Here is an 18697-nt window from a genome sequence, read left to right on the forward strand (position 1 = left end):
TCCGACCGGGTAACAGGAGAACGGCGACCGCCGGACCATCGGGGCGACGGGTTTCGCCGTGCGCATGGGAATCGGGCACAACAGCCCGGGAAACAATCAATGGGCAACCTAACCCGGGATCCTCGGAGGGTCAAGGAATCCATTCGGGATATGCCACGCACATGTCCCGCCGGCGGGACAGGAGATCGATCGGCGAGCGGTGGGAGCGTGCACGGCCACGACAGTCGGCGGCGCCCGACCACCGGCCGAAGCGGACCAAAGCCCCTGGACTCTTTAGCCGGACTCTTTATACGGGCGGGCCCTCACTGATCATGGAGTGCTTGCCCGACGTTTCACGGTGGTGCTAGTTTCACCCTCGCTAAATGCCGGATCGAACGTTTCGCTGACCTCCTTTTGCAAAAGGAAGCGTGCATGGCAAACACATGGTGGGGAAGCCATCTGCTGAGCCCGGGCGCGGATGACGAGCTGTGGGCCGTCTCCAGCGCCCCGGTAACTCGGGGGCAGTTACGCACGTCGGTCGCTGATCTCGGTGAACGCTTTCGGGAGCAGGGCATTACCGAAGGCAGCTCGGTTCTTCTGCGGATGAAACCGAGTTTCACCTATCTGCACGTGCTGTTGGCCCTGTGGAGCCGTGGCGCACAGGTGGTTCTGGTCGACTTCCGGCTGAAGCCGGCCGAATACGAGCCGCTGAGCGACCTGGTGCGTCCGCAGTACCTCGTCGCCGCGGCCGGGGCCGGCGGTCCGGTGGCCGGATTCCGGCAGGAGTCAGGCTTCTCCGTCCAGCGACTGCCGAACGGCCGGCCGGCCGTCGACGGCGTCCGTCTGGTGCAGTTCAGCTCGGGCTCGACGGGCCGGCCCAAGGTGATCGGCCGACCGGCCGACTCCGTACTGGCCGAGATCGACCGGCACGGTGCAGTGCCCGGAATCCCCGGCAAGGGGGAGCGGGTGATGCTGCTGAACTCGGTCATGCACAACATGGGCCTGGTCAGCGGTGTGCTGCATGCTCTCGCGGCCGGGGCGACCCTGATCGTCCCACCGACGCTCCGCCCGGCCGAAGTGGTGCGCATGATGGCTCGAACCGACACGTCCGCCGTCTACGGAACCCCCGTTCACTACGACCTGCTGTCCCGGGTCGAGAGCCGGCCGGAGCTTCCCGCGCTGCGGCTCGCGGTGTCCGGCGGTGAACGGGTGCCGCAGGAAACCCATGACCGGTTCCGCACACACTTCGGCCTGCCGATCAGTCCGGTCTACGGTGTGACCGAGTTCGGGCTGATCGCGGGCGACCTGTCCGGTGCGTCCGTGCCTCCTCAGCTGGGGCCCCCGGTACCGGGGGCCGAGGTGAAGGTGGTCGACGAGGAACTCTTCGTCCGGATGAAGCAGTCGCCGTATCTGTACGGCGGGCACACCGACCGTTTCGCGGACGGTTGGCTGCGGACCTACGACCGGGTACGCCAGGACCCGGCGACCGGGGTTCTCACCATGCTCGGCCGGGCCGACTCCCTGGCCGTCGTGGGCGGGCTCAAGGTCGACCTCGCGGAGGTGGAGACCGTCCTGCTGGATCACCCTCGGGTGACCGAGACGGTGGTGACCCATGGGGAGGTCATCGAGGCGTTCGTGGGGACCGACCAGGAACTTGCCTCGGACGAACTCGTCGCCTGGTGCCGTGAGCGGCTGAGCCCGGCAAAGAATCCCAAGCGGTTCTTCGTCGCGAAGCGGCTGCCGAGGAACTCCATGGGAAAGCTGGTCCGCGACCGTGCGCTGATGCACGAGCACGTCAAGTCGGAATTGTCATCGCAGACACAGGGGGACCGGTGATCTCGAAGAACGACATCAGAACGATTCTGTCCGAGAGTGCGGGACTTGGACCGCCCGAGGAACTACCGGACGATGCCGAGCTGGCCATCGACTCGTTCACGCTGGTCGTCCTCCAGCACGGACTGGAGGATCGGCACGGTGTCGTCATCGACCCGCAGTTCGAGGACATGGCGCTGTTCACGTCCATCAACGGCATCCACAAGTACGTGATGACGCTTCTGGAAGAGAAATGACCAACCCGTCCCCCCGCCTCGACCGTTTACGCAGGGAGCAGTGATGAGCAACCCCTTCGAGAGCCCCGACGGCACCTTCCACGTCCTCGTCAACGACGAGGGCCAGCACTCGCTGTGGCCCGCGTTCGCCGAGGTACCCGCGGGCTGGACGGTCGTGCTCGCCGAGACCGACCGCCCGACCTGCCTCGCCTACGTCGAGGAGCACTGGACCGACATGCGCCCGCTGAGCCTCGTACGCCGATAGGAGAACGTGATGGACGACGCCGCATTCTCACAACTGCTGCTGGGCGAAGAGGATCTGGAGGAGTCGTTCTACGGCGAGGAGCCGAGCGCCGCTTACGATCCCGTCTTCGTCTCCGGCGACGCCTCGGGGCGGACCATCGTCGACCTGACGAACATGCTCACGCATGGCACGCACCCCGAGACGACACATCACGCCTCCGCACTGTTCACGAACATCGTGGGTTCGGTGGTCTTCCATCATGTCGCGCAGTTCGGCGACGGAGCCTGCCGACAGGTGTACCAGGAACTCCTCGACGCGGTCCGCGACTGCTCGCACTACCGGATGGGGCTGAACGACGGCGTGCAGCTCGACATCACGAAGGTGGCTGTGGAGCCGATCGAGCTGGGGGACGGCGGCTTCCTGGTGCGCTGGCTGTCCACCGTCGACCACTTCCGTATCGAGACCGCGTGGGTGATCGTGCCGACGGACGGCATCCTCAGCTTCATCAACACCCGCATTCCGGAGGCGTCCGAGATCCATCGGCTCGCCCGTATCGCCATCGATCGCGTCGTCGACCTGACGGGTACGTCATGACGCCCAAGGCATCCGTCGTCGACTTCGAGTCCGCGCTGGAGTCGGTCGACTCCTGGCTGACGGAGTACATATCGGCGAGCCATCCGGAGATCGGCCGCACGGGACCGATCTGTCCGTTCGTGTCACCTTCCCGCAGGAACCGGACGTTGGAGGTTCGTCTACGGCTGGTCGGGCACGCGCCGAGCCTCGAACTGGTCGAGGAGATCGCACACAGCAGTCTGCGAGAGTACGAGCTGACGACCTGGCAGGGCCGCAATCCCATGCTCCAGGCCATGGTGATCGTCCTCCCCGACCTCCGCAGCGAGGACACCGGACTGCTCGACCTGGCCCAGGCGCACGTCAAGGACGACTTCGTGGCGCGGGGACTCATGATCGGCCAGTTCCACGAGAACTGCGATGTGACGGCGGCGCGCAACCCCCGCTTCGTGGTGAGCCGGGCACCGGTGCCGGTCCTCGCGATCCGCGCCATCGCCCTCCACGATGTCTTCTTCCTGTCCGAACGGCCGCACTGGTTCCAGAAGTACCGGGAGAAGTTCGGCAAGTTCTACGGACCGGATTCCACCCTGATGGATCCGCTTCTGGTGGAGCGCTACCGGGAGAGCGAGCAGGCTTACGGCAAGGCGTCATAACGATCTTCTGCTACCGACCGGAAAACGACCTGCCCATGTCGATGCCGATGTCGATGCGAACGCCGGACGAAGTGGTGGCGCGTTCGGCGCTCCTCACACGAGGGCGCGGATCGCCTCGATGGTCCGGTCGACGCTGAGGGTCCCGTCCGCGCAGTCGCGCAGCAGGGCCGTCACCCGTTCGTCCTGGTATTCCCGCAGCGGCGCGGGTGGGTCCTCGGGCGCTGCGGCTCGGGCGATGTCGTCGCGGGTCAGGAGGTAGTCCGCCAGGGCGGCGCAGGAACGGTGCTGGAAGATGACGTCCGGCTTGATCGGAACGCCGAGGACCGTCCCGACCCGGCGGGCCAGGCGCACGTAGATGATGGAGTTCAGGCCGAGCTGCCGGAACGACGCGTCCTCGTCGAAGCCCAGCGCCTCGTCGCCGATCTCCGGCCGGAGGACCTCGCGCTTGATGCGCTCGACCAGGTCTCGGCGTGGGTCGGGCGCAGGCTCCTGCACGGTGGTGATCCGGTCGATGAGCGAGGTGAGCACCTTCGATTCGCCCAGTTCCGTGAAAACCGACACGCCTGCGTCCCGCAGATACCGGATGCAGTCGGTCCATCGGACGGGCTTGGCGATCTGCTCGGCGAGCAATTCGCGGACTTCCCGCGCATCGGGACCGAACGGCCGGCCGGTCACGTTGGAGATGACCGGTGTCCGCAGTTCACCCAGGTCGACCGAGGCCAGCAGGTCGCGGAAGCGCGCGGCGGCCGGGGCCATCGCCGGCGAGTGGAAAGGTCCGCTGACTCGGACCGGGACGAAGCCTCGGACACCCTCCACCTTCTCGAAGGCCGACTTGATCCGCGCCAGTTCCTCGTGGCTGCCGGAGAGCACGAACTGATCGGGCGCGTTGTAGTTGGCGATGACGACGCCGGTGGCATCGTGCTGCTTCAGGGTCTCCTCGACGATCTGTTCGCAGACACCGACGACTGCGGCCATCGCACCGCCGCTGACCTGGCTCATCAGTTCCGCACGGCGTTGCACCAGCGTCAGGCCGGTTTCGAAGTCGAAGGCGCCCGCCGCGAACAGTGCGCTGTACTCGCCGAGGCTGTGGCCCGCGAAGAAGTCCGCGGGTGGCAGGTCCTCCTGCGCCGCTGACCAGTGCAGCGCGTTGACGACGTAGATCGCGGGCTGCGCGTACGCGGTCTCGGACAGCCGTCGTTCCGGGTTTTCCAGACAGAGCTCTTCGATCGGGTATCCGAGCACCCGGTCGGCGCGGCAGCGGAGGTCGGGGAACCTTCCGAACAGGCTTCGTCCCATCCCCTTCTTCTGGATGCCCTGTCCCGGGAACACGTGAGCGCGCATCAGATCCGCCCGCCCCCGAGGTGGGATCCGGTCGGCTGCGTCGGCCACGCGGGAAGCTCGGTGATCCGGACCACGGCGCACGTCCAGGTGAAGCCGGCGCCGACGCCGAGCAGCATGCAGAGGTCGCCGACGTCTACGGCACGCTCCTGCACGAGGTGGTCGAGTCCGGCGATCTGGTCGCCCGCGCCGAGGTGGCCGACTGTGCGGCCCCAGGACCAGGTCGTCAGATCGAGGTCGATATCGAGTGCGGCGAGGACCTCGCGCTGCAGCACGATGCGTCCGAAGTGCGGAACGACGAACCGGGCGACATCACCCAGACGCACGTGCGCGTGGTGCAGGGCTCGATTGACGCAGTCGCTGAGGCCGGCCCGGAACCGGCGGGTGAACTCGTCGAGCTCCACGTCGCCCAGGTACTGCAGTTTGCGCAGACGCAGGTCGATGGGGAGCGTGGGGTCGTGGTGAGGCGTAAAGGGCGCGTCCCCGCGATGCAGGCGCTCAAGGGTGGGATCCGACACCGTGGAGGTGCTCAGGACCTGTGCGAACCCGGACCTCTTGCTGAGCACCATCGCCGACGCGCCGTCGCCGGGGACGATGCCGATGTCGCTGTTCCAGCGGTCGATCGCCGGCGGACCGACCTTGTCGGCGGTGGTCACCAGCGCCGCCACGTCGTCGGTGGCCTGGAGGGAGCGCGCCGCGATGTCCAACGCGGTCATGCAGCCGTTGGAAGCGTTCTTGACCTCGAAGGCGAGCGCCGAATGGTCCCCGAGTACTTCGCGGTGGATGTAGGAAGCCGTCGGGTAGAGCTCAAGGCCTTGGAAGTACACGCAGGCGTGCAACAGCAGCGCGATGTCCTCGGCCCGGTGACCCGACCTTTCCAGGGCGTCCCTGGCAGCGGCCACTGCCATCTCGGGCGGAGCTTCGTCCGTGGCCTCGCAGACCGACTGGAGCTGCGTGTCCTCGGCGTCCTGTGCGTCGAACCGGCCGTCGGCGACCGCCTGTTCGACCTTGGTCGCCGGGGGCAGGTAGGTTGCGGTACCCGCGATGAACAGGGCCTCTGTCTTCACTTCTCGTTCCCTCTCAGGGTGGTGGCGTCGCGGAGCAGGAGCCCGGCGATGGCCTCGGCGGTCGGGTAGTCGAACACCAGTGTGGCGGGCAGTGTGGTGTTCAGCCGCTTGGCGAGGCGCTTGCGCAACTGGACCATGGTGAGCGAGTCGATCCCGAGGGAACGCAGTGCTCTGTCGGCCGGCACGCTGTCAGGTCCGGGCAGGCCGAGCACGTCGGCGACTTCGCCGCGGACGAGGTCCAGCAGCAGAGCCGGACGTTCGGCTTCGGAGGCGTCCGCCATCCGCGTATCGAGCGACTCTGCGGTCCCGGAAACTCCGGCTCGGCGCCCTTCAGTTGTGCGCCGCAGCATGTCGCGCAGCAAGGGAGGCGCTTCCGCGTCGCCGAGCGCGTGTCGCAACGATGCCAGTTCCAGGCGCACGGGCATCAGCTGGGTCTCGGGCCGCGCGAGTGCGATATCCAGGGCGTTCAGCCCCTCGGCCAAGGTCAGGGCGCCGATCCCCTGACGCCGCAGGCGTCCCAGCTCGGCCTTGCCGAGGTGGGCGGTCATGCCCACTCCGGCCTGCTCCCAGAGCCCGAAAGCGAGGCTGAGTCCCGCCAGACCCCGCTTGCGCCGGTTGGCCGCCAGTGCGTCCAGCGTCGCGTTCGCCGCGGCGTACCCGCCCTGTCCTGCGGTGCCCAGCGTTCCGGCCGCCGAGGAGAAGAGTACGAACGCGGCCAGGTCCAGCCGCTCGGTCAACTCGTCCAGCAGGCGCGCGCCCTGGACCTTGGGTGCCATCACCCGGTGCAGCCGCTCCGCGGTGAAGCCCTCCACCAGTCCGTCGTCGAGCACGCCGGCGAGGTGGAACACGGCCGTGAGGGGATGGCTCGGGTGGATCCCTTCCAGTACCGCGGCCACCGCGGCCCGGTCCGCGACGTCACCCGCGACCAGGTCCACTCGCTCGGCGCCCGCGGCTTCGAGCTCCCGCACGAACGAGCCGGCTTCGGGGGCGTTGCCACCGCGCCGCGACAGCAGCACGAGCCGCCGCGCTCCGTGCGCGCGGACCAGGTGCGCGGCGAGCGCACTGCCGAGCTCGCCGAGACCGCCGGTGATCAGCACCGTGCCGTCCGGGTCGAGGGCGCGCGGCAAGGCCAGCACGGTCCTGTGCGCGGCGTTCTGCCGCGCGTGGCGCAGGGCATACGGCGCGTCGCGTACGTCGAAGGCAGTGAACGCCCCCTTGTCCTGCCTCGAATCGGGGGCGGACGGATCAGCGGCCGCCTGGGCGAAGGTGAGGTTCGCGGGCATCGGCCTGAGGGCGGCACCGTCCACGCGGATCCGATGGCCGAGCGCGCCTGCCGCACTGCCCATGACCCGGTCACCCGCGTGTACGGAGGTGACGCCGCTGCCGACCTCCATGGCGATCCCCGCGAACTCCAGGACCTTTGCGTGCCCCGGGCTCATCCCGGCGGCGCGCACCTCGACGCGGACTTCCCACGGCGCGACCGGCTCCGGCGGCCCCTCCTCGTGCGTGGCGGCGATGACGTCCAGCTGATCGTCCTCCCGCTGATTCAGGTGCCAGCCGCCTTCGTCCGGCAGGACGAGCGCGTCGACCTCCTCGACCGTCGGCCTTGCCCGTGGCACGTGGGCGCTCTCGCCGCGCAGCACGCACTCCGGCTCGCCGCCGGTCCCGATCACGTGCGCCAGGAGCCGGAAGTCCGGGGCGCCGGGATCGAGGTCGATCAGGCGCACGACGCGCTCAGGTTGTTCCGTGCGGGCCGTGCGCACCATGCCCCACACTGCGGCATGGGCCCAGTTTCCTACCTGGTCGTCCGGGCTCGATGACACTGCGTCACGGGTGATCCAGACGAGCTCCGCGCCCTGGAGCCGGGCATCGCCGAGGCACACCTGAAGCGTCCGCAGGGCTTCGGCGGCGCTCCGTTCCGGATCGTGCCACTGAGCGGACGCGCAGTCGGGCAGCGCGAACAGCAGTCGCCGAGGCGTGTCCGCGCGGTCATCGAGCCGCTTCACGAGGGCGTCCAGGTCGGGTACGGCGTCGGCGCCGAGCCCCGCGCCCACTTCTGCGTCGCCGACCACGAGGGTGCCCGCAGGGTCGGGGATTTCGGCCACGGGGTGTAGGCGTTCGAAGCCGACGCGGTAGAGGTGCTCGGCGAACGGGTGCCCGCGACGCCTGCCGTGCTGGAACTTCAGTCTGCCGATCCGGGCCACCAGGTGGCCTGCCGGGTCGGCCAGCCATACGGTGGCCGGCGCGAGGTCCTCGTCTCCGCCGGATTCGAACGACACGCGCACGGTCAGCTCTCTGCCCGCGGCACGGAACAGCTCGACGTCCGACCAGATGAACGGGACGAGCGGCCCAGGAGCCGCACCCGCCTCCATCAGACCGGCGACGACGACCTGCAGTGCCGCGTCGAACAGCGACGGATGCAGTCCGTGGTCGGCCGGATCCAGCACGTCCGGGAGGGATACCCGCGCGTAGTAGACACCGTCGCGGCAAGCGAGTTCGCGCAGTCCTCGGAAAGCCGGGCCGTAGTCGAGCCCGTTCGCGAGGGCGCGCCCGTAGAAGGCTTCGATGTCGAGCGCCCGGGCATCGGGCACCGGCCAGTGGTCGAGGTCCGGCGGCATCGTGGCGCCGCCGGACGTGCGGATCACGCACTCTCCGGTCACGTGCTGCTGCCAGATCAGCGGCTCATCCGTGTCCTCGGGTTGGCTGTGGAACGCGAAGGGGCGTCGTCCGTGCGCCTCCGGATCGCCGACGGTGGCCTGGATCCGCAGCGCGCGGCCGGGAAGCAGGACGACCGGCTCCAGCAGCGTCAGGTCTGCCACGGCGTCGGCACCCGCGGCCCGGGCGGCGAACAGCGCGGCGTCGACCAATCCCGCACCCGGCACGTAGACCTGCCCGCCGACGACGTGATCGGCCAGCCACGGGCCATCGTCGAGCGACAGCCGGCCGGTGAACAGGTGACCGCCGCTGCCGGCGAGAGTCGTGATCGCGTCGAACCACGGGTGGCCGTCCGCGGACTGACCCACCGTCACCGCACTGGGCCCGGCCGGAAGCTCGCCGAGCCAGAAGCGTTGACGTTGGAACGCGTACGTCGGAACGTCGACCTTGCCGGCGCCACGGGACCCGAGGACTCGCTCCCAGTCCAGAGGGAAGCCCCGCTCGAACAACGTGGCGGCCGCTCTCCAGAGCTGGTCCACGCCGCCCGAGGCTCCTTCGGAGGGTGGGCCGACCTCGACGAACGCTCCGAAGCCCTCGCCGCGCAGCCGCTCCAGCGCGCGGTCGAGCCCCGTGGGCTCCGGCTCCGGCAGGTCGCGGAACCAGTAGTCGCCGCCGAGTTCCGTGCCCGGCACGACCTCGCCCGTCAGACGCGAACGGAAGGGGATGGAAGTCCGGGCGGGGACAATCCCTGAAATCGCACCGCCGACCGCGTCCCCCGAGCGCGCGCGAGCCCGAATGACGCGGGCGCCGTCCTCCAAGCTCAACGCCCCGCTCACCACGGCGGCGGCGACCTCGCCCTGTGCGTCGCCCACCACCGCCGCCGGCTCCACACCCCAGCTGCGCCACAGCGCCGCACGTCCGAGATGTGTCGCGAACAGCGTGCACGGCACCACATCCGGACTGTTCCGGACCTCCTCACCGCGCAACACCTTCAGCACGGACCAGCCGGTCAACGGCGAGAGGACCGCGTCGCACGCCGCCACGGTGTCACGGAAGACCGCGCTCTGCTCCAGCAGTTGACTGTTCATCGCTGGCGGCTGCGCGTCCTGTCCACCGAATACGAAGGCGATCTCCCCGGGCGCCGTGCCGGAGCCGGGCTCGACCGCTCGCAGGGCTTCGGCGGCGTCCATGGCGTTGCCCGCGAAGACCACGGCGCGCGCGTCGAAGTGCGTCCGGCCGACGGCGGAGGTGTAGGCGATGTCTCGCATCGACGCGGCGGGCCGCGCGTCGAGCCACTCGGCCCAGTGCCGGGCCTGCGCAAGCAGGGCGGCCACGTCGGTGCCTGAGATCACCAACGGGTGGACGAGATCGTCGCCAGGCCGGTCCTGGGCCACGGTCTCCGGTGCTTCTTCGATGATGACGTGCGTGTTCGTGCCACTGATACCGAATGAGCTGATGCCGGCGCGGCGGACCCTCCGTGTCCGCGGCCACCGCCTCGGCTGCCGCAGGAGCTCCAGTTCGCCGCCGGTCCAGTCGATCCGGGTGTTCGGCCTTTCCGCGTGCAGCGTGCGCGGCAGCCACTCGTGCTGAAGCGCCATCACCATCTTGATGACGCCGATGACGCCGGAGGCCGCCTGAGCGTGGCCGATGTTGGACTTGGCCGATCCCAGGTGCAAGGGTCGCACCCGGCCCGAGAACACCGCGGCGAGGGCTCCGGCCTCGATGGGATCGCCGAGCACGGTGCCCGTGGCGTGCGCTTCGACGGCGTCGATGTCGGCCGGGGCCAGTCCCCCGTCGGCCAAGGCACTGCGCAGCACGCGCTGCTGCGCGAGTCCGTTCGGCGCGGTGAGCCCCTGGCTGCGGCCGTCCTGGTTCATGGCGGTGCCCCGCACGAGGGCCAGCACACGGTCACCGTCGCGCCTCGCGTCCGAAAGCCGCTTGAGTACCAGGACGCCGCAGCCTTCCGCCCAGCTCGTCCCGTCGGCGTCGTCGGCGAAGCTCTTGCAGCGGCCGTCGGCCGCGAGCCCATTGAGGCGGCTGAACTCGACGAAGATCTGCGGGGTGCTCATCACGGTCACTCCGCCGGCGAACGCCAGGTCGCATTCGCCGCTGCGCAGCGCCTCGCACGCCAGGCGCAAGGCCACGAGCGACGAGCTGCACGCGGTGTCGATGGTGAGCGCAGGACCGGACAGGCCGAGTGTGTAGGCCACACGGCCGGAGATCAGGCTCGACCCGTTGCCGGTGATCTTGTAGCCGTCGCTGCTCCCGACGTCCCAGCGCCGGGCGACGTCGTAGTCCGAACTCATCGCGCCGAGGTAGACGCCTGTGTTGCTGCCTTCGAGGGACGCGGTGCGCAGATTGGCGCGCTCAAGTGCCTCCCATACGACTTCCAGAACGAGCCGCTGCTGCGGGTCCAGGGACAGCGCCTCACGCGGGCTGAGCCCGAAGAACGCCGCGTCGAAGTCCTCGACGTCGCGTACGAAGCCGCCCTTGCGCTCGAAGCGCCTGCCGGTGGCGGCGCGCTCCGCATCCTCGATCGTGCCGAGATCCCACCCGTCCCAGCGCGGTGGGAACGGGGAGGAGGCTTCGCGGCCGTCGACGAGCAGTTCCCAGAACGCTTCGGGCGTATCGATTGCGTCCGGAAGCCGGCAGGCCATGGACACGATCACGACGGGGTCGTCATCGTCGGGCCGCGTGGGCACCGCGGCGACGGCGGGCGGGACTTCCGGGGCCTCGTCCTGCGCACCGGCGTGCGTCAGCAGCAGTGCCGCGATTGCTTGCGGTGTGGGGTAATCGAAGGCGAGCACTGTGGGCAGCGAGACCCGTGTGCGTGCGCTGAGCCGGTTTCGCAGCTCGACCACCATGAGGGAGTCAAACCCCTGTTCGCGCAGCGTCATGTCGGGGCGCACGCCTTCGGCGGGCCGGCCGAGCAGGGCCGCGGCCTCCTCCGTGACGAGTGCGACCATTGATCCCAGACGCTCGGGTTCGGGCAGTGCCATCACATCCTCGCGCCACGCAGCACTGCTGACGACCGGGATCGCGTCGTCGTGTTCGTCCAGCCAGTAGCTGCGGCGCTGATACGCGTACGTCGGAAGGTCCGCCCTGCGTGTGTCCGAGGTCGTGAACACACGCTCCCATGGGATCGGGACCCCTTGGACGTGCAGCTCTGCCAGCGCCCGCAGCGCCTGTTCGATCCCGCCGTGATCGCGGCGCAAGCTCCCCACCACGACGGCCGCCCCGTCGGCTTCGGTTCCCTGTGCCAGGGCTATCTGGAGCACCGGATGCGGACTCACCTCGACGAAGATCCCGAACCCGTCCGCTCGCAGGCGCTCCAGCGCGCGATCGAAGCGCACCGGCTCGCGGAGGTTGCGGCACCAGTAGTCCGCGTGGAGCTCCGGACCGGCTGCCCGCTCCCCCGTCACGCTCGAGTAGAAGGCGATCCCCGCATCCGCGGTGGCAAGGCCCGTGAGCTGCTCGCGCAGCGCGGGCAGCAGCGAATCCATGTGCGGGCTGTGCGATGCGTAGTCCACGTCCACGCGCTGGCAGTACGCGCCGGTGGCCTCCATCCGCGCGAGGAAGCGGTCCACCGCCTCGGCGTCTCCGGCCACCACGGTCGATCGCGCGGTGTTCACCACCGCGACGGACAGCGCCTCGCCGAAGACCGCCAGCTCCTCGATGACTTCGCCCACCGGGCGCTCCACGAGCCCCATCGCCCCGTCCGGCGCATGATCGTGCACGGCCCGGGCGCGCAACGCCACGATGCGAGCGCCGTCCGCCAGGCTCAACGCCCCGCTGACGACCGCCGCGGCCACCTCACCCTGACTGTGGCCGACGACCGCCGAGGGCTCGACGCCCCAGGCGCGCCACATCGCGGCGAGACCGACATACATCGCGAACAGCGCCGGCTGCACCACGTCCGTCCGCGTGAAGGGCGGCGCGAGTCCGTCCTGCCCGCGCACGACTGCGGCAACCGAGAACCCGGTGTGCGGGGCGAGGGCCTCGTCGCAGGCCGTCACGGCCTCGCGGAACGCCTCGTTCTGCTCCCACAGCGACCGGCCCATCCCCCACCACTGGGCGCCCTGGCCGGGGAAGACGAACGCGACGCGGCCGCGACCGGCAGCCGCGCCCGTCACTACCGCGTCGTGGCTCTCCTCCGCGGCGAGCGCCCGCAGACCGGCCACCGCCTGGTCCGTCGTGCCGGCGATCACCACGCCGCGCGTGGGGTGTTGCGTGCGGGTCGTCGCCAGCGAGTAGGCGACGTCGGACAGCCTCGTCCCGGGCGACTGCCCGAGGTGGCTCGCCAGCCGCGCGGCGTTACGCGCGAGCGAGTGCGGGCTCGTGCCGGACACCGCCAGGCAGACCTGACCGCCCGCATCCGGTGAGGCCTGTACCGGCGTGCCCTCGGGCGCCTCGCCGAGGGCGATGTGCGCGTTGGTGCCGCCGAATCCGAAGCTGCTCACCCCCGCGAACCGCGGCCCGGTCGGCCACGCAGCCGCCTCGGTGACCACTTCCAGACGCTCGGCGGAGAAGTCGATGCGCGGATTCGGTGTGCGGAAGTGCAGGCTCGGCGGAATGACGCCGTGGTGGACCGCCAGCGCGGCCTTGACGAGCCCGAGCACGCCGGCCGCCGGCTCAAGATGGCCGAAGTTCGTCTTCGCCGAGCCGATGCGCAGCGGCGTGGGCCGGTCGGGCCCGAACACGGTGCCGAGCGCGCCCGCCTCCGTCACGTCGCCCAGGGGCGTGCCCGTGCCGTGCGCCTCGACGTACGACACCGCACACGGCGCGACCCCGGCGTTCTCCCACGCCGACCGCAGCACCTCCGTCTGCGCCTCGCGGCTGGGGGCGGTCAGTCCGTCTGTCGCGCCGTCGTTGTTGACGGCGCTGCCGTGCACCAGCGCATAGACGCGGTCGCCGTCGGCGAGCGCGTCGGACAGTCGGCGCAGCACGACCACCGCGCAGCCCTCGCCCCGGGCGTAGCCGTCGCCGTCGGCGTCGAAGGCCCGGCACAGGCCGTCGGGGCTCTGTGTGCCGAGTTTCGTCATGGCCACCGAGGTGTTCGGATGCAGCATCAGGTTGACGCCGCCGGCGAGGGCGAAGTCCGACTCGCCAGAGCGCAGGCTCTGCACGGCGAGGTGCACCGCGACCAGGGAGGAGCTGGACGCGGTCGCCACGCCCATCGCGGGGCCGCGCAGCCCCAGCGCGTAGGCGATGCGGGACGGGATCACCGAGTTGTCCCAGCCGATGGCCGAGTGGGCGTGGATCGCCTCGGTGGCGCCCTGTGTGAACAGCGGGTACTCCTGCCACATCGTGCCCATGAAGACGCCGGTGCGCGTGCCCGCGAGGCTCGCGGTGGAGCGCCGCGCGTCCTCGACTGCGGCGCACGCCACCTCCAGGGCGATCCGCTGCTGCGGGTCCATCTGCCGTGCCTCGGCCGGTGGGATGCCGAAGTACTCCGCGTCGAATCCCGTGACGTCGTCGAGGAATCCACCTCGGCGGTTCGCCGCCCGGCCGGACGCCTCCGCGTCGGCCCATGCGGTGGCGTTCCACCGGTTGGCAGGCACCTGACGCACCGCGTCGACACCCTTGAGCAGAGCCTGCCAGAGTGCGGTCGGATCCTCGATCAGTGCCGGCAGTCGGCAACCGATGCCGACGATCGCCACCGGCTCGTGGCGGTCGTACGTCCGGGCGGCGGTCTGGTCAGCCACGGGAAGCCCCGATCTCGTCGGACGCGTAGAGCGCCAGGCATGTCTCCTCGATCGCGGCGAGCGGCCCCGCGTCGTTCAGGATCGTCATGTGGTTCGCGGCGTCGATCTCCACCAGGCGAAGGCCCGGCATCTCGCGCCCCCAGTCCTGCTGGTAGTTCACGTGGTCGAGGGAGAAGGTCTCGCCGGCGACTTGGAAGTAGGGTGCGACCTCGCCCAGGAAGAGCCCGCGCCGGTTACGGAAGTAGGTGCACACCACGGCTTCCGGCCGCGGCAGAGGCCTGATGGTGTGCTCGCCGAGCCGGTAGGCGAGCTGGATCGCCATGTTGCGCCTGACGAACCGCGCGATCTGGGCAGGTCTCATGGCGAGCCCGCGCTCGGCCGCCAACTCCGCGAGCCGCAGTACGAACGCGTCCTCGTCCAGGTCCTCCACGACCTCGTCCCGGTGGACGAGACGGGCACGCAGGACCGCCGGGTCCTTCTCCCCCGCCGGCCAGAGCAAGGAATTGACGACCTGCAGAGCCGCGCTCCGCGCCGACTGGAACCCGTTCGCGTTCGACTTCGCCAGGCCGGTCCCGTCCGGCGAGTCCACCATCGTCAGCGAGGCCACTTCCTGGCCCTGCGCCTGCAGCCGCCGGGTCACCTCATAGGCCACGATGCCGCCGAGGCAGAATCCGCCGATGTCGTACGGGCCCTCGGGCTGCACCGAGCGGATGGCCTCGGTGTAGTACTCGGCCATGGCCGTGACACCCTCGATCGGCGCGTCCTCGGTCAGCAGGCCACGGGCCTGGATGCCGTAGAAGGGGCGGTCGATCCGCTCGGCGATCGTGCGGTAGGACTCGACGCCGGCGAGGGCGCCGTGAATCCAGAAGACCGGCCTGCCCTCGGTCGCGCCGTTGAGGCGCACCAGCTCCGGGGCCTGCCCGCGCGTTGAGCGGGCCGCCGCCTCGGACAGCCTCGCGACCACGTCGTTCAACGTGTCATGCGGCTGCCACCATTCAGGCTGGAAACCCGGAAACACATTGCTTATCCGGCCCAGCATCGCGACCAGGAGCAGGGAGTTCAGACCGTAGTCGGCGAGCGACCTCGTGCCGTCGATCTCGTGGCGCGACAGGCCCAGCACCGAGGCGACGAGGTCGGCGACGAAGGCTTCGCCGTCCGGAGGGCCGACGCCCGTGTGTGAGCCCTGATCCGACCGCGGCGCCTGCTCGGCGAAACACGTCAGACGTGCGAAGGGGTACCCGGGCAGTGCGATCCGCCTGCGTCGAGCGCCGCGATGCATCAGGTCCCAGTCGATGGATGTGCCCGCGGCCCAGTGTCCTGCTACGTGGTCGAGCTGCGTCGGTTCACCGTCGTGCTCGGTGCCGGCGGCGGGATCGACGCCATCGGCGAACGCCACATGGGCGAGCGTGTCCGGGTCGCCGTCCAGCCAACCGCCCAGAACGCGAGCGGCCTCGTCAGTGCTCCGCGCCACGAACGCCAGCCGGCAGCTCATCGCTTCCCGGCCGACCTGCAACGTGTACGCGATGTCCGCCCAGGAGCGCGGATCCGCTTCGGCCAGCCGATGAATCAGCCGGCGCGCCCGCTCGCGCAGAGCGTCGGCGCTCCGCGCCGAGAGCACAAGGACCTGCGCACCCGGGTCGTCGTCCAGGTTCGCGGAGGCCATGTGCTGTTCCAGCACCACATGCGCGTTCACACCGCCGATCCCGAAGCTGTGCATGCTCGCGCGGCGCGGTAGCGGCCGACCGGCGTCGTCGGTGCGCTCGGGCCATGGTAGGTTCCGCGCGGCGATGCGCAGCCGCGTCCCCTTGAGGGAGAGGTCGCTGTGCAGCCGCCCGAAGCCCGGGAGCGCCGGGATCACGCCGTGCCGCATCGCCTGCGCGGTCTTCACCAGCGCGGCCAGGCCGGAGACCACCTCCGTGTGCCCGATGCAGGGCTTCACGTTGCCCAGATACGTCACGTCTTCGCTGTCGTCCTCGCTGCGGAGTCCGGCGCCGAGCGCCGCCAGCTCCGCGCTGTCCGCCAGCATCGAGCTCATGCCGTGGGTCTCGATGTAGTCCACGGCGTCCGGATCGATCCCGGCGTCGGCGTAGGCGTGCGCGACGGCTGTCTTCATGCCCCTGATGTTCGGTGCCGTGAAGGACACACCCCTGCCGCCGTGGGCCACGCCGGTGCCGCGCACGACGCAGTGGACGAAGTCCCCGTCCTCCATGGCCCGGCTCAGTGGTTTGATCAGTACGGCGGCGACGCCCTCGCCGCGCGCCGTACCGTCGGCGCCCTGCTGAAACGGCCGGACGTCGCCGCGCGGGCTGAGCATCCCCGCGGCCTGCATCCCGCCGAAGCCCGCGGGCGACATCACCAGGTTCACCCCGCCGACGAGCGCCTGCTCGCACTCGCCGTCGCGGATGGACCGGATCGCCCGGTGCAGAGCCACGAACGAGGACGAGCACGTCGTGTCGCACTGCTCGCTGGGGCCGTTGAGGTCGAGCAGGTACGAGATCCGGTTGGGCACCATCGCGGGCGACGGCAGGCTCATCAGGTCCGTGGCCGCGGGCCGGTACTCGCTCTGCGTCGTGGCGACGAACACGCCCGTGGGCCGGCTCCGCAGTTCGGCCGGCCGGTAGCCCGCGTCCTCGACGGCGTTCCACGACGTCATCAACAGCAGGCGCAGCTCCGGCGTCACCTGGCGCGCCTCGGTCATCGACATGCGGAAGAACAGAGGATCGAATTCATGCACCCCGTCGAGGAATCCGCCCCGCAGTGCGGCTGCCTCGTCGCCGTGGTGCGCCCAGTCCGCACGCTTTTCCGGCGGTGCGGTGATGCACCGTCTGCCTTGCTCGACGATCCGCCAGAACTCGTCGATGTCGTCGGCCCCGGGGAAGCGTGCGGACATGCCGACGATCGCCATGCCGTCGAGCGCGGACTCGTCGATCTCAGGCCGAGGTCGAGGCCGCACGGGGTCGGGCGCCCGGTCCGGCGATGCGGGCTCCGGCAGAAGCACGTCCCGCAGGTCCTCGGCGTATTCGGAGACGATGAACTCGCCCAGCTCGGCCAGGGTGTTGTGCTCGAACAGCACGGTGATGTCGAGGTCGATGCCGAGCGTCCCGCCGAGGGTACGGGCCACGTTCACCGCGAAGATCGAATCGAGCCCGTAGTCCGAGAAGGGCTCGCCCCGCCCGATCCTCGTCCGCGGGATGTCCAACGCCTCTGCCAGCACATCCAGCGCGACTGCCTCGATGTGGGCGCGCAGCCGGTCTCCGGGCCCGCTCCCGGCGCTGTGATCGGCCACGGCCCGCGCCGGGCTCTCGCGCACCGGTGCCACGTGCGGCGCGGACGGGCGGGGTACGGCGGTCGCCTGCCGTATGACGCCGTCGCTCTCGGCCACGATGATCTGCTGTCCCAGATCCTCGGCGTCCCGCGCGGGCAGAGCGATCGCGCGGAACCCCTCCTGCGTCAGGACGTGCCGCCAGTTGGCCGTGGAGAGCAGCGGGCTGCCCTGGATACGCAGGTGCGGGTCCTCGTAGCGCCACCATCCGTCGAGGAGGCCGAACGAGAACTGGCTGAGCAGGTTGTTCGCGGTCAGCTCGTTCAGGACCAGCAGTCCGCCGGGCTGGAGAAGCGCCTTGGCGTTGCGCAGGGTGTGGCGGATGTCCCGGGTGGCATGCAGGACGTTGGCGGCGACCACGACGTCGTACCCGCCGAGGGCGAGGCCCTGATCCGCCACCGGGCGCTCGATGTCCAGGATTCCGCAGGTCAGCCAAGGGGCTTGCGCACCGAACGAGCGCTCCGCGTGGTTCAGGAAGACCCTTGATATGTCGGTGTAGCAGTACTCGCGCACGTCCAGCTGCGCGGACCGCAGCGCCTCCAGGACGACGGCGCTCGTGGCACCCGTGCCGGCGCCGATCTCCAGAATCCGCGCGGCATCCGCCGTCAGGACCCGTGCCCGCCGTCGCAGCCGCGCCACCAGGTCGGCGGCCAGCACCTGGTTGAAGAACGCTGACGCCGGGTTGGTCGCGTAGGCGTTCTGCACCAGCTCCAGCGATCCCCCGGGGAAGATGACCTCGGTGGCCGGTCGCCGTCCGCTGAGAATGTCGGGGAAGGCACGCAAGGTGGTCTCTACCAGTAGGTGGGTGGCCGCGAGGTCGGGATTCTGCTGCCACGCGGGCTTTCCCGTCTCCCACTCGCGCCACAGCTGCTCGATCGGCCGAAACCGCATGGCATCGTCGAGCAGGATCCTGCCGTCCCGCCGATCGATGTAGCCGGCCCCCTCGAAGATGCGCAGGCTCTCCTCGAACCAGGCGCCGTACCCCGGCGCGAGGCCTGCCGCCTCCCGTGCGGCCTCCGGTGTCTGCCCGGATTCACGGAACGCGCCGAGCGTGCGCAGATGGGACCAGAGAAAGTCGAGCAGCAGCTGTTTCATGGTCGGTCCCTTCGAAGGCCG

At 70.0% G+C, this 18697-nt stretch carries 9 protein-coding genes; 5 read left to right on the forward strand and 4 right to left on the reverse strand.

Annotated elements, in window-relative coordinates:
• The first annotated feature begins 411 nt into the window (after positions 1–411).
• Genes RI138_RS00905 through RI138_RS00925 form a run of 5 tightly spaced genes read left to right on the forward strand, consistent with a single transcriptional unit; the run spans position 412 to position 3494 of the window.
• On the forward strand, positions 412–1815 hold the full coding sequence (locus RI138_RS00905; RefSeq protein ID WP_311118327.1) for a class I adenylate-forming enzyme family protein: 1404 nt from the start codon (positions 412–414) through the stop codon (positions 1813–1815).
• A complete protein-coding gene (locus RI138_RS00910; protein ID WP_096623731.1) occupies positions 1812–2048 on the forward strand; it encodes an acyl carrier protein in 237 nt (78 codons plus the stop codon). The genes RI138_RS00905 and RI138_RS00910 overlap by 4 nt, the downstream gene beginning before the upstream one ends.
• A gap of 43 nt (positions 2049–2091) precedes the next feature.
• Positions 2092–2292 carry an MbtH family protein gene (locus tag RI138_RS00915; protein ID WP_306454798.1) on the forward strand — a complete coding sequence of 67 codons (201 nt, stop codon included), beginning with the start codon at positions 2092–2094 and terminating at the stop codon, positions 2290–2292.
• 9 nt (positions 2293–2301) lie between these two features.
• Complete coding sequence (locus RI138_RS00920) at positions 2302–2865, forward strand: hypothetical protein (RefSeq protein WP_096623735.1); 564 nt, start codon at positions 2302–2304, stop codon at positions 2863–2865.
• Complete coding sequence (locus RI138_RS00925) at positions 2862–3494, forward strand: DUF6875 domain-containing protein (protein ID WP_311118328.1); 633 nt, start codon at positions 2862–2864, stop codon at positions 3492–3494. The genes RI138_RS00920 and RI138_RS00925 overlap by 4 nt, the downstream gene beginning before the upstream one ends.
• A 93-nt stretch (positions 3495–3587) precedes the next feature.
• On the opposite strand, the gene fabD is transcribed toward RI138_RS00925, so the two are convergent.
• From fabD to RI138_RS00945, 4 genes are read right to left on the reverse strand one after another with little or no spacing between them, the layout of a single operon-like run.
• Complete coding sequence (gene fabD, locus RI138_RS00930; protein WP_311118329.1) at positions 3588–4835, reverse strand: ACP S-malonyltransferase; 1248 nt, start codon at positions 4833–4835, stop codon at positions 3588–3590.
• A complete protein-coding gene (locus RI138_RS00935) occupies positions 4835–5899 on the reverse strand; it encodes a ketoacyl-ACP synthase III family protein (protein WP_311118330.1) in 1065 nt (354 codons plus the stop codon). The genes fabD and RI138_RS00935 overlap by 1 nt, the downstream gene beginning before the upstream one ends.
• Positions 5896–14259, reverse strand: a complete 8364-nt coding sequence (locus RI138_RS00940; RefSeq protein ID WP_311118331.1) for a type I polyketide synthase — start codon at positions 14257–14259, stop codon at positions 5896–5898. The genes RI138_RS00935 and RI138_RS00940 overlap by 4 nt, the downstream gene beginning before the upstream one ends.
• Positions 14252–18676: a beta-ketoacyl synthase N-terminal-like domain-containing protein gene (locus tag RI138_RS00945; protein ID WP_311118332.1), complete on the reverse strand. Its 4425-nt coding sequence runs from the start codon at positions 18674–18676 to the stop codon at positions 14252–14254. The genes RI138_RS00940 and RI138_RS00945 overlap by 8 nt, the downstream gene beginning before the upstream one ends.
• Between the last annotated feature and the right edge of the window lie 21 nt (positions 18677–18697).

Source organism: Streptomyces durocortorensis, assembly GCF_031760065.1.
In the GTDB taxonomy this organism is placed as follows: Bacteria; Actinomycetota; Actinomycetes; order Streptomycetales; family Streptomycetaceae; genus Streptomyces.

Coding starts and splice junctions, on each gene's coding strand:
- RI138_RS00925 (WP_311118328.1), top strand. CDS start 2,862: ATGACGCCCAAGGCATCCGTCGTCGACTTCGAGTCCGCGCTGGAGTCG.
- RI138_RS00915 (WP_306454798.1), top strand. CDS start 2,092: ATGAGCAACCCCTTCGAGAGCCCCGACGGCACCTTCCACGTCCTCGTC.
- fabD (WP_311118329.1), bottom strand. CDS start 4,835: ATGCGCGCTCACGTGTTCCCGGGACAGGGCATCCAGAAGAAGGGGATG.
- RI138_RS00905 (WP_311118327.1), top strand. CDS start 412: ATGGCAAACACATGGTGGGGAAGCCATCTGCTGAGCCCGGGCGCGGAT.
- RI138_RS00920 (WP_096623735.1), top strand. CDS start 2,302: ATGGACGACGCCGCATTCTCACAACTGCTGCTGGGCGAAGAGGATCTG.
- RI138_RS00945 (WP_311118332.1), bottom strand. CDS start 18,676: ATGAAACAGCTGCTGCTCGACTTTCTCTGGTCCCATCTGCGCACGCTC.